The 12345-nt window shown below is 65.4% G+C and carries 11 protein-coding genes; 1 reads left to right on the top strand and 10 read right to left on the bottom strand.

Features of this window, described 5'->3' with window-relative positions; translation table 11 throughout:
- The first annotated feature begins 381 nt into the window (after window positions 1-381).
- Window positions 382-1689 (top strand): DUF1329 domain-containing protein, encoded by a 1308-nt coding sequence (locus VFB33_13400; protein HZO82684.1) that lies wholly within the window; start codon window positions 382-384, stop codon window positions 1687-1689.
- 178 nt (window positions 1690-1867) lie between these two features.
- Here VFB33_13400 and VFB33_13395 read toward each other — a convergent pair whose 3' ends face one another.
- The 10 genes from VFB33_13395 to nuoB all read right to left on the bottom strand — a co-directional run bounded on the left by VFB33_13395 (window position 1868) and on the right by nuoB (window position 12334).
- The gene (locus tag VFB33_13395) at window positions 1868-3355 is read right to left on the bottom strand and encodes an NADH-quinone oxidoreductase subunit N (GenBank protein HZO82683.1); all 1488 of its coding nucleotides are present in this window, start codon (window positions 3353-3355) and stop codon (window positions 1868-1870) included.
- Between the two features lie 28 nt (window positions 3356-3383).
- Window positions 3384-4883 carry an NADH-quinone oxidoreductase subunit M gene (locus VFB33_13390; GenBank protein ID HZO82682.1) on the bottom strand — a complete coding sequence of 500 codons (1500 nt, stop codon included), beginning with the start codon at window positions 4881-4883 and terminating at the stop codon, window positions 3384-3386.
- Window positions 4884-4934: 51 nt separating this feature from the next.
- A complete protein-coding gene (nuoL, locus tag VFB33_13385; protein ID HZO82681.1) occupies window positions 4935-6995 on the bottom strand; it encodes an NADH-quinone oxidoreductase subunit L in 2061 nt (686 codons plus the stop codon).
- 125 nt (window positions 6996-7120) lie between these two features.
- Entirely contained in the window at window positions 7121-7435 is a 315-nt protein-coding gene (nuoK, locus tag VFB33_13380; protein HZO82680.1) for an NADH-quinone oxidoreductase subunit NuoK, read from the bottom strand.
- A 5-nt stretch (window positions 7436-7440) separates the two neighbouring features.
- Entirely contained in the window at window positions 7441-8031 is a 591-nt protein-coding gene (locus VFB33_13375; protein ID HZO82679.1) for an NADH-quinone oxidoreductase subunit J, read from the bottom strand.
- A 34-nt stretch (window positions 8032-8065) separates the two neighbouring features.
- Window positions 8066-8962, bottom strand: a complete 897-nt coding sequence (locus tag VFB33_13370; protein ID HZO82678.1) for a 4Fe-4S binding protein — start codon at window positions 8960-8962, stop codon at window positions 8066-8068.
- Between the two features lie 25 nt (window positions 8963-8987).
- Entirely contained in the window at window positions 8988-10178 is a 1191-nt protein-coding gene (gene nuoH, locus VFB33_13365) for an NADH-quinone oxidoreductase subunit NuoH (protein HZO82677.1), read from the bottom strand.
- Window positions 10179-10185: 7 nt separating this feature from the next.
- Complete coding sequence (locus VFB33_13360) at window positions 10186-11310, bottom strand: NADPH-quinone oxidoreductase (protein ID HZO82676.1); 1125 nt, start codon at window positions 11308-11310, stop codon at window positions 10186-10188.
- Window positions 11307-11819 (bottom strand): NADH-quinone oxidoreductase subunit C, encoded by a 513-nt coding sequence (locus VFB33_13355; protein HZO82675.1) that lies wholly within the window; start codon window positions 11817-11819, stop codon window positions 11307-11309. Before VFB33_13355 ends, VFB33_13360 begins: the two co-directional genes overlap by 4 nt.
- An 11-nt stretch (window positions 11820-11830) precedes the next feature.
- Window positions 11831-12334 carry an NADH-quinone oxidoreductase subunit NuoB gene (gene nuoB / locus VFB33_13350; protein ID HZO82674.1) on the bottom strand — a complete coding sequence of 168 codons (504 nt, stop codon included), beginning with the start codon at window positions 12332-12334 and terminating at the stop codon, window positions 11831-11833.
- Between the last annotated feature and the right edge of the window lie 11 nt (window positions 12335-12345).

Below are 12345 nucleotides of genomic sequence, written 5' to 3'. Positions count from 1 at the left end.
CGAATTCGTCCGCACACCCGCCCGTCCGGCGCCTAAGCAGCTATCGCATCCGGGCGGTACGGCGCAAATCGACGCGAGCGTAGAGAGCGCGGTACAACGGGATGTCTCCTTTGCCTTCGACGTTGCGCTGCGATAGCGGCGAATAATCAAGATCACGTTCTGCAACGCCGTGGTGCGTCTGCTCGCGACGCTCGCGATCGACGTCGAGGACGACTACAGCGCTACCTCGCCGAGTTCCCCTTGCCGGCAAAATACGCTGTCGGATTCATTAGAATTGCTAATATAAATCGCTTGATTTATTGATGGGCGCGGAGTAGTGAGCGGTATATCGGTTTGGTTGGAGGCAGCTCTCAGGGCTGGGCGGACACTCGGAGGCTCGCCATGAAATCGACGAAACTGCTGCTTTCCGGATCGGCAATGGTGCTCGCGCTGCTGCTCGCAAGTGCGCTTGCGCTGGCCGCGGGTGATGCGGGCATTCCGCCAGGCACCAAGATCACGACGGCGAACTGGCAGGAATTCAAACAGTACATGTCCGAGGGCCTCGTCGCGCTGTTCGGAGGCCAGTACTTCTTCAAGATGCCGTCGGACGTCGAGATAGACGTCGGCCCGCCAGTGCATATCGTGGCGCCGACCACCTTCCGCAATGCCACCGAGAAATACAGCGGGCAGGTGCGGGTGGTGCACCTTCCCAACGGCAACAACGACGTCGCCAATTACGTCGCCGGCGAGCCCTTTCCCGACCCGCGCGGTCCGGATAAGGGCTACGAGATCCTGGCCGACATGTGGTACGCCTACGGCCCCCACCTGGGCGTGGGGATGCCGGGCTACGGGTTGTGGAACCTGTGGCTAATTGACCGCTTCGGCAGTCACAGCAGCGCGCAGTGGGATTTCGTCTACCGCCAGCTCGCCTTCAACACCGATCCCGGCGTGCCGCGCGTCGATCCCAAGGCTGCCGGCGCTTTCGCCTCGCAGTGGATAATGGTCAACGAGCCGGAACAGGCCAAATACACCGCCGACCTCGACATCCTGCCGCAGAACAATCAGGCGGAAGAACAGAACTACGTCTTCATTCCGGCGCTGCGGCGCTCGCTCAGGCTGTCGACGAGTTCTCGATGCGCGCCGCTGCTCGGCACCGACTGGACTCACGACGACCAGAAACCCGGCTTCAACGGCGGCCTGGCGATCTTCAGCGCCGACTATTTGCGTGACCAGAAGGTGCTCACGCTGGTCGACATGACCGCGGCCGAGGCGTCGTTCCCCGACAACTACGACATGCCGTTGGCGTTTGCGCGGCCGTCCTGGGGACCGTGGAGCCTGCGCGACACCTGGGTCATCAACGTTCATCGGGTACCCGCACAGGCGCCCGGCTACTGCTACGGCAAGCGCATCATCAACGTGGACAAGGAAACCGCGCGCGGGCTGTGGGACGACGAGTACGATACCAACGGCAAGCTGTGGAAGATCACGATGACCGGCTACCACAAGCGCAAGGTTCCCGGCGCCGATGGCGAGACCATCTACGGCCGCTTCTATGCCTCCACCTGGGACGTGCAGAACAGCCACATCAGCCTCGGCTACAACACCGACAAGAGCGGCCGCTACGTCATGTTCAACACCGAAGTGCCCAGGCAGTTTGACGACGTGGCGAAGTACTCGACGCCCGGCGGGCTGATGCAGATCATGCGCTAGCCGGCCGGCGGCGCTCGCGTCCGCGGCCGTGGGCTTCCGGTCACCCACGGCTTGGCGTAAGCGGCGTGCGCGATGCCGGAGCTGGCGCGGGCGCCGTCGATGAGGCCGTGTGGCGCCGCCGGGCTGCGGCGCCACGCTCGAGCGGCCAGGCGATCGCCTCAGCCGGGGCCGGCCGCAGCTACGACTGACCGAGGAAGAAGTGCATCGAGCGGTCGGCGAACGCGATGATCGGCGTCCAGTACAGCCCAAGCACGATCGTCGCGCACGCGAGTACGCCCATCATGCTGTAGTTCCAAGGCTCGATCGCAACCGGCGTCTCGTCGCCGCGCGGCATCTCCAGGAACATCATCCGCACCGGCACCATGTAGTAGTAGAGCGAGACCACAGAATTGAGGATGCCGATCACGGCCAGCACGTAGAACTGCGAGCGGATCACGGCCGCGAAGATGTAGAACTTGCCGATGAAGCCGACGGTCGCCGGGATCCCGGTGAGCGAGAGCAGGAAGATGGCGAGCGCGATCGCGGGCACCGCGCCGCCGCGCCACGCAAGCCCGCGGTAGGCCTCGATATCCTCGCGCCCGGTCGCGTTGGCGATGATCATCACGACGAGAAACGCGCCCGCGTCCATCACATAGTACGCGAACAGGTAGAAGAGCATCGCCCGGATCCCGTCGTCGGACAGGATTACCACCCCCATCAGCGCGTATCCTGCCTGCGCGATCGACGAGTACGCGAGCAGCCGCTTCATGTTGGTCTGATGGAGCGCGGCGAGATTGCCCAGCGTCATCGTGAGCACGCACACCACAAGCAATAGCTCCGGCCACTCGACGCCGCTCAGCGCCTGCCAGCTGCCGCCCGCTCCAAGGCGCGAAATCGCCGGGAAGAAGAAGCGCGTGAGCAGCGCGAAGCCGGCCGCCTTGGAGCCAACCGCAAGGAACGTCGTGATAGGAATCGGCGCGCCGGTGTAAACGTCGGGCGCCCACATGTGGAACGGCACCGAAGCCACCTTGTAGCCCAGGCCGGCAAGGATCAGGACCAGCGCGATGAACACGGCGAGCACCGGCAAATGGCCCTGCGTGGTGAGCGCGCGGTTGATCGCGGCGAAGTCGAGCGAACCGGTGAGCCCGTAGATCCAGCTCATTCCGTACACCATCGTGCCCGAGGCGACGCCGCCGTAGATGAGATACTTGAGCGCGGCCTCCTGCGCGCGGCGGTTGTGGCGCAGAATGCCGGTCAGGACGTAGGAGGTCAGGCTGACCAGTTCGAGCGCGAGGTAGGCCATCAGCAGATTGCTCGCCTCGGCCATCAGGAACATCCCGAGCGCGCTCGCGAGCAGGATCGCGTAGTACTCGCCCTGGTCGCAGCGGCGCACCTCCTCCGAGCCGATCGACATCCAGACCGCGACCAGCGTGGCGAGCGCAATCAGGGTACGGAAGAACAGGCCGAAGGCGTCGAACACGAGCATCCGATGGAACAGCCAGGCACCGCGATGGCCCGGCTCCAGCGCGATCAGGAGCAGCGCGCCCGCCGCGATCACCAGTGCGAGGTCGCCGAGCGCGGCCTTGTTGCGCAGGATCAGATCGATCACCACCAGCGCCACGACGCCGGCGGTGAGCAGCAGTTCCGGCAGCAGGTAGCCGAGGCTTGCGACGTTGCCGAGGTCCATCGTGGTCCCGCTGCGCGCCGGCCGCGCCTCAACGCGCCAGCGCGATGGCCGGCGCGTGCGCCATCAGCACGACCTGGTTGAGATGGTTGAGCGAGGTGCCGAGCAGCCCGAGCACGGCGTGCGGATAGACACCCAGGATGAGCACGATAATGCCAAGCGGCACCAGCGTGAAGGCTTCGCGCAGACTCAGATCGCTCAGGCTGCGGTATTTTTCGTTGAGCGGGCCGAGATAGACACGCTGGAAGGTCCACAGCATGTAGCCGGCGGTGAGGATTGCGGTGCCCGCGCCGAGCATCGTCAGCACCGGGTACTTCTGCCACGCGCCGATCAGCACCAGGACCTCCGAGATGAAGGCCGACAGCCCCGGCAGGCCCATCGCGGCGAAGAACGCGAGCCCGGTTATCCCCGCGTACACCGGCATCTGGCCCGCAAGCCCGCCGAAGCCGGCGATCTCGCGATGGTGCGCGCGGTCGTAGATCACGCCGACCAGGATGAAGAGCATCGCGGTGATCGTCCCGTGATTGAACATCTGGAGCACGGCGCCGTTGATCCCGGCCGCGGTGAACGTCGCCATCCCCAGCATCACGTAACCCATGTGGCTGATCGACGAATAGGCGATCAGCTTCTTGTAGTCGGTCTGCGCCATCGCGCACAGCGCGCCGTACACGATATTGAGCGTACCGAGCGCGCCGAGCAGCCAGTAAGCGAACTCGTGGCTGGCCGCGGGCAGGATCGCGTAGTTGATTCGCAGGATGCCGTAGGTGCCCATCTTGAGCAGCACGCCGGCGAGGATGACGCTGATCGCGGTCGGCGCCTCGACGTGCGCATCGGGCAGCCAGGTGTGGAACGGGAAAGCCGGAATCTTGATCGCGAAGCCGATAAAGAGTGCGATCCAGGCTACGCGCTGGAAGGTCATCGAGTAGTGGCTCGCATTGCCGGCGAGTTGGAGCATGTCGAAGGTCGGCGTCGCGCCGTAGTAGTACAGCCCCAGCATCGCGAGCAGGATCAGCACCGAGCCGAGCAGCGTGTAGAGAAAAAACTTGATCGCCGCGTACTCCCGCCGCGGCCCGCCCCAGATCCCGATCAGGAAATACATCGGGAGCAGCATCACTTCCCAGAAAATGTAGAACAGGAAGAAGTCGAGCGCGACGAACACGCCCATCATCCCGGTGTCGAGCAGCAGCAGCAGCGCGTAGTAGCCCTTCTCGCCGCGGTCGATGCTGAAGCTGGCGAAGACCGAGATGAAACAGATGATCGCCGTCAGCAGCACCATCGAGATGCTGATGCCGTCGATGCCGAGGAAGTAGAAGATGTGGTAGGCGGGAATCCACGCGTAGCGCTCGCTGAACTGGATCGCCGTGGTCGAGGTGTCGAAGTTGGCGTACAGCCATCCGGCGATCACGAGCTGCGGAAAAACGAACGCGGCCGCGATCCATCGGTACAGCCAGCCCAGCTTGGGCGGGCAGGCCAGGATGAGCACCATCCCGATCAGCGGGATGAAGGTGATGAGCGTCAGCGGATGATCCATCGTCGGTTGCGCTTTCCGGCTTCTGCCTCGCCGCCTCCCCCGCGTGCGTGCCTACACCCGCAGCACCGCCCGGACGATGAGGATCAGCGTGACCCCCGCCAGGATTCCGTAGAGATAGCCGTTGATCGAGCCGGTTTGCAGGCGGCGCATCCGCCCGCCCACCTCCAGCGTCGCATTGGAAGCCAGGTTGACCAGCCCGTCAACCACGTAGCGGTCGAACAGTCCCGAGAGCCACGAGCCGAACACGGTCAGCGTGGCGGCGAAGTTCACCATCCAGTCGATAATGTGGAGGTCGAACCAGGCCGCCACCCGCGAGCTCGCAAGCGTCGCCGCCATCGGTCCCGCCTCGTAGGCTTCGTCCACGTAGTATTTGTTGAGCACCGTGCGGTAAAGCGCGCCGTTGCACAACTCGCCGACCCACGCGAAGCGCGTTGAGCCCTGGCGGTAGATGAGGTCGGCGAGCAGCCATCCCCCCGCCACCATCAGCAGCGACACCAGACCCATCGTGGCCTCGAGCCCGCGGTTCTCGATCACTGACTCGGCCGCGTGGCGCGTCGCCGGCGAGTCAAACACCGGCGCGAGGAACTGTCCAAACGGATCGAAGCGGCCCAGGAATCCCGGCAGCGCGACGAAGCCGCCGACCACCGAGAGCGCGCCGAGCACGACCAGCGCGAGCGCCATCGCGGGCGGCGATTCGTGCAGATGGTGCTCGCGCTCGTGGCCGCCGTGGAACTCGCCGAAGAAGGTCATGTACACCTGGCGAAACATGTAGAAGGCGGTGATACCGGCGCCGCTCCACAGCAGCGCCCACAGCGTCGGATGGCCGTGGGCGAAGCTGTCCCAGATGATCGCGTCCTTGGACATGAAGCCGGCGAACGGCGGCACGCCGCAGAGCGCCAGCGTCGCTGCGAGGAAGGTCCAGAACGTGACCGGCAGCCTGCGGCGCAGGCCGCCCATCAGCCGCATGTCCTGCACCCCGCCCATCGCGTGGATCACGGAGCCCGCGCCGAGGAACAGGCAGGCCTTGAAAAAGGCGTGGGTCATCAGATGGAAGACGCCGTCGACGTAGGCGCCCACCCCGACCGCGGCCATCATGTAGCCGAGCTGGCTGACCGTCGAGTAGGCGAGCACCTTCTTGATGTCGTCCTGGGTGGTGCCGATGGTGGCGGCGAAGAAGGCGGTCAACGTTCCGATTGTCGCGATCACCAGCATCGTCGCCGGCGCCATCGAGAACAGGAAATTGAGCCGCGCGATCATGTACACGCCCGCCGTCACCATCGTCGCCGCATGGATAAGCGCGCTGACCGGCGTCGGCCCGGCCATCGCGTCCGGCAGCCATACGTGCAGCGGAATCTGCGCCGACTTGCCGGTAGCCCCGGCGAACAGCAGCAGCGTGACGAACGTCACCAGCGACATCCCCAGATAGCCCGGCATTCCGGCCAGCGCAGGCGCCCAGTGCGCGACGTCGCGGATGACGAGCGTGGGATGGCCGACCGCGCCGAGCCCCGCGAACAGCGCGTAGAGCGCGACCACGAAGGCCCAGTCGCCGACGCGGTTGACGATAAAGGCCTTGTTGCCGGCGACCGTGTTGGGCAGCTCCCTGTACCAGAACCCTATGAGCGCGAACGAGCACAGCCCCACGCCCTCCCACCCCACGAACACCAGGAACAGGTTGTCGGCCAGCACCAGCACCAGCATCGCGAACGTGAACAGGTTGAGCCAGGCGAAAAACCGCCAGTACGACTCGTCCTCGTGCATGTAGCCGGTCGAGTAGATGTGGATAAGCCCGCCGACGCCCGTGATGATCAGCACCATCACCATCGACAGCGGATCGAGCCACAGCGCAATATCGAGCCTGAGCGGCCCGACGTCGATCCACCGCCAAAGCTCGTCGAGCATGAAGCGGCCCGCCGGCGGCGCCGCCAACATCACCGCGAACGCGCGCACGGCGAGCGCAAAGGCGGCGACGACCACCGCGCATCCGACAAGGCTTATCACGCGCTTACCGAAGCGGCGCTGGAGCCATGCGCCGGCGAGAAAGTTCACCGCCGCCCCCAACAGCGGCAGCAGCACGATCCAGCGCACGAACTCGACCGTAACCGGATGCTCCACGCGGCTACACCCTCACCTCGCCTCTGCCGACGATCGCGTCGATATAAGCAGAACGCGGCATCAAAACAAGAAAGACTGCCGGGTGGGCCTGAGCGGCGCGCCGGCGCGGCCTGCCGCCGCCGCGGCTAACCGCTGAGCGTCTCGGTCGCATCAACGTCGATCGTCCGCAGGTTCTGGTAGATCGCGAGCACCACCGCCAGCCCTATCACGGCTTCGGCCGCGGCCAGCATGATGACGAAGATCGCGAAGACCTGGCCGTCGTAGCGGGTGCCGCCGAAGAAGCCGAAAGCGAGGTAGTTGATATTGGCCGCGTTGAGGATGAGCTCGATGCCCATCAGGATACCGATCGCGTTGCGCCGCGTCAGCACGCAATAGGAGCCGAGCAAAAACAGGATCAGTCCGAGAACCAGGAAATGATCGAGCGTGATTCCGCCCCCCATCGCGCCTACCTCCTGCCCTGCCCGGCCGCCGCGCGCGGAGCCGCCTCTGCGGTTGCCTCGGCACCCGGCCGGACCGTTTCATCCTGCGCGCCGGCAACGTCCTGGCGCGAGATCACGACGGCGCCGATCAGCGCGGCGAGCAAGACCACCGAGGCGAGCTCGAAGGGCAACACGTATTCGCCGAGGAACGCGTTGCCGACGCCGTAGGTCGTTGCCGACACGCTGGGCTTGGGTGCCAGATGCCACGGCGTTTTGAGCGTCGCATACAGCATCACCGCCCCCGCTGCGATGCTGAGCAGCAGTGCCGTGAGGCGGCCGACGGCGCGGTTGGAAACGGCAACGTCGCCGATGCCCTGCGTCAGCATCACGGCGAAGATCGTGAGCACCACGATCCCGCCGACGTACAGCAGCACCTGGACCATCGCGACAAAGTCGGCGGCGAGCAGAATGTAGATTCCGGCAACACCCATCAGCGCGCCGACCAGCGCGAAGGCCGAGTACACGATATTGCGCGAAAACGCGACCAGCCCGGCGAAGCCGACGGTGACCGCGGCGATCACGTAGAAGATTATCTGCGCTGCCAGCGTATCGAGCATGTGGCCGGTCGGGTTTACGCTTGGGCGCCGTGGCTCAGGCGGGCTTGTCCTTGGCGGCGGGCGGGTCGGCGGCCAGCGCGTCGGCGGCAGGCTTCGCCGCCGCCGGAGCTGCGGGGTGCGAGTTGGCTGCGGCGCCCGCGCCGGCGGTCACAGCCGCCGGCGCGGACGCCGCAATATCGGGCGCGGCTGCGTCCGCCGCCGAAGCGGCGGGCGCGCCCGCGCCGGTAGGTGCCGCAGCGGGGGCTGCGGCCGGCTTCGCCGCCGCAGCTCCCGCTGCGGCCGAGCCGGTCGGCGCCGGCCTGGCCGGCGCCGCAGGTGGCGCGGCAGGCCTGGCCGCGGTCGGCGCGCCCGTCGGCTTCGCCGCCGGCGCTCCGCTCGCGGCGGCGGGCTTGTCGCTCCCCGGCTGCGCCCACTGCTCGACGTAGCGCATCCCGCGCTCGAGCATCTTGCCCAAATGCGCGTCGGGCTCCGGCCCCTTCTTGGGCTTGTAGGCCACCACGGGATCGGTGATGAAGCGCCGGATGAGGCTCTCGAGGGAGAAGTCGGCACCCTCGAACTCGGTGGTGTGATGGATCGAGCCGGTGGGGCACGGCTCGCTGCACAGTCCACAGTACATGCACTTGGCGACGTCGATATCGAACTGCGAGATTGTCAGCTCGCGCGTCTGCGCGTTCTTCTCGCAGACGATCGTGATGCAGTCGATTGGGCAGGCGCGCTCGCACGCCAGGCATCCGGTGCAGATCTCCATGTCGACGTCGAGGATGCCGCGGTAGCGGAACGGCAGGGTGTCCTGCACGCGCACCGGCGTGCGGTCGGGGTACTGGATGGTGTAGGGCTTGCGGATCAGATGCGACGCGCTGACCGCCATCCCGTCGAAGATGGTCAGTACCGCGTCCTTGATGTTGCGAAAGTATTCCGCCGCCGCTCCCATGCGCACCCCGCGCCGCGCTCCCGGCTTAGATCGTCGGATGGAGGTACAGCTCCATCCGCGAGCGCCTCACATAGTATATAACGCGCCGGATGAACAGCGCCGCGATTACCAGGCCCAGCGCGAACATCACGTAGCCCGCCGCCGGGTTGCCCTCGGGCCAGACCGCGACCCATATCGCAGTGCCGACCATGTTGACGAACGCGATCGGCACGAAATACTTCCAGCATAGCGACATCATCTGGTCGATCCGCACCCGCGGCAGTGTCCCGCGCACCCACATCGAGCTGAACACCAGGAACAACACCTTGACGTTGAAGCTCACCAGCTCAAGCACGTTCGTCACAATCGGGTCGGAGCTGATACGCGGCGCCTGCCAGCCGCCGAGGAACAGCGTCGTGATCAGCGCGCCCGCCAGAAACATGTTGCCCCACTCGGCGAAAAAGAACAGCAGGTAGCGCATCCCGCTGTACTCGGTGGCAAAGCCCGCAACCAGCTCCGACTCCGCCTCCGGCAGGTCGAAGGGCGTGCGGTTGCCCTCGGCCAGCGAGGAGACGTACAGGATGATCGCTGCAATGAAGCAAAACGGGTTGGCGAACAGGAACCAGTGATACGGCTCCCAGGCTTGGGCGGCGATTATCCCCTGCATCGAGAGCGTGCCCGTTATCAGCACCACCGGAAAGATCGAAAGCCCGGCCGGAATTTCGTAGCTGATGATCTGTGCCGCCGAGCGGATGCCGCCGATCAGCGACCACTTGTCGTTCGACGCCCATCCCGCCATCAACACGCCGACCACGGTGAGCGCGGTGACCGCGGTGAAATAGAGGATGCCGACGTTGAGGTCAGCGAGGATGAGCGCGGAGGAGAACGGCATCACCGCCCACGGCAGCACGAACGCCAGCACCACCAGGTAGGGGGCGAGCTTGAACAGCCGAGCGTCGGCCTCCTGCGGGACGATGTCCTCCTTAAGCACGTGCTTGGCACCGTCGGCGAGCCATTGCAGGAAACCGTTGGGGCCGACCCGGTTGGGCCCCACACGCGACTGGATCCGCGCCCACACCCGGCGCTCGACCCAGGTCACAACCGAGGCGAAGGGAAACGCGACGCCGAGGAAAACGATCGCGCTGAAGACGAAGATGAAGGCGGCGTAAATCAGGTCGCGCGGCGGATTATTACCGAAGGCGCCGGCCGCGATGAGGCTGTCGATCCACTGCTGCATCGACGGCTTACCGGTCGATTTCCGGCGCGATCACGTCGAGGCTCGCGATCAGCACCACCAAATCCGCGATCATCAGTCCGCGGCTGAGCTTCTGGATAATCCCCATCGCGGCGAACGAGCCGGTGCGCACGCGCACCCGCCACGGATAGCCGCTGCCGTCGCTGACCACGTACCATCCCTGGTCGCCGCGCGCGCTCTCCACGCGCACCTGGCACTCGCCGGCGGGCGGGCGGAAGTTGCGCACGACCTTGGCCAGCACGGGTCCCTCGGGAATCCGGGTCAGCGCCTGGCGCAGGATCTTGGCCGACTCGCGCATCTCGTAGATCCGCATCATGTAGCGGTCCATCGCGTCGCCCACGGTGCCCCACTCGCCGCGCCCGATCGGGATGTCGAAGTCGAACTCGGGATAGACCGAGTACGGGATGTCGCGGCGCACGTCCCACTTGACGCCGCTTGCGCGCAAATTCGGCCCGACCAGGTTGTAGTTGATCGCCTCGTCCGCACTGATCACAGCGACGTTGGCCAGGCGCTCGATGCAAATCTTGTTGTAGGAAAAGAGCGCGTTGAATTCGTCAAGGATTGGTTCGAGATGGTCGAGGTAGGCGAGCGCCTTCTCGCGCCATCCCGGCGGCAGGTCCCATGCGACCCCGCCGATCCGCATGTAGTTGAAGGTCAGGCGCGCGCCGCATAGCTCCTCGATCAGGTCGTTGATCATTTCGCGCTCGCGCAGCGCATGCAGAAACGGCGTCATCGCCCCGATGTCCATTCCCATCAGGCCGACGGTCAGCAGATGGGAGGCGATCCGGTTGAACTCGGCGGCGATCACGCGACAGTACTCGCCGCGGCGCGGGACCTCGATCCCCGCGAGCTTCTCGCAGGCCATCCCCCAGCCCTGGTTGGTGAACATCGCGCAGACGTAATCGACGCGGTCGGTGTAGGGCATGAAGCCATGGTAGCCGACCTTCTCGGCGATCTTCTCGATCGAGCGATGAAGGTAGCCCACGTCGGGCATCGCCTCGCGCATCACCTCTCCGTCGGCACGGATCACGAAGCGCAGCACCCCGTGGGTCGAGGGATGCTGCGGACCCATGTTGAGGGTCATCTCCTCGGTGCGCAGGGTCTCGTCGCTCATTTGTGCTTGGCCTGGTCGAGGCGGACGATCGGGCTCTCGCGCACGGTCGAGATGCCGTGGTATTCGAGCGGCTCGACAAAATCCTTCCGCAGCGGATGGCCCGGCCAGTCCTCGGGCATCAGGATTCGCCGCAGGTCAGAGTGGCCCTCGAAGGTGACCCCGAGCAGATCGTAAATCTCGCGCTCCATCCAGTTGGCCGACTTCCAGATGTGCTCGACGGTGGCGACGCGTGGCTCGGCGCGCGGCAGGCGCACCTTGAGCACCGCGCCGTGGCGATGGCGGTACGAGAAAACGTGATAGACGACCTCGATATGCTCCTTGCGATCGACGCCGGTCTCGTTGGACAGGCAGTCCATCGCGAGCTCGGGATCGTCGTACAGATAGCGGCAGATTTCGCTCAGCGCGGCGGGATCGACCACGATGAATGGGTCGGGCTTTTTATCCACCGTCTCGAGCACACGCTCACCGAAGCGCTGCCTTAGCCGTTCGTATATCTGGAGCGGCTCCATCGACAGCGGATTTACACCGCCTGCCCGTTGCCGGCCGACTCACGCGCGAGCCAGCGCTCGCTCATGATCTTTTCCTGCAACTTGAGCAGGCCCTCGGTGAGCGCCTCGGGCCGCGGCGGGCATCCGGGCACATAAACGTCAACCGGCAGAATCTTGTCCACCCCGTCGCAGACCGAGTAGGCGAGCTGAAACAGACCGCCGCAGTTCGAGCAGCTGCCCATCGAGATCACGTACTTCGGATCCGGCATCTGGTCGTACAGCAACCGCGTGCGCAGCGCCATCTTGAGCGTCAGCGTGCCCGCGATAATCATCAGGTCCGACTGGCGAGCCGAAGCGCGCGGAGTGGCGCCGAAGCGCTCGATGTCCGAGCGCGGCCCGCCCGTATGCATCAATTCGATCGCGCAGCAGGCCAGGCCGAACAGCATGTACCAGATGCTCGACTTGCGCATCCAGTTGATCAGCTCGTCGGTTTTGGTGGTCAGAACATAATCCGGCAGGCTGTTGAGCAGCGGCATCTTCGATCCTC

The sequence above is a fragment of the Candidatus Binataceae bacterium genome (genome assembly GCA_035650475.1).
Lineage (GTDB): Bacteria > Desulfobacterota > Binatia > Binatales > Binataceae > JAKAVN01.
The sequence above is the reverse complement of the archived record's forward strand: the minus strand, read 5'-3'. Positions and strand labels throughout refer to the sequence as shown.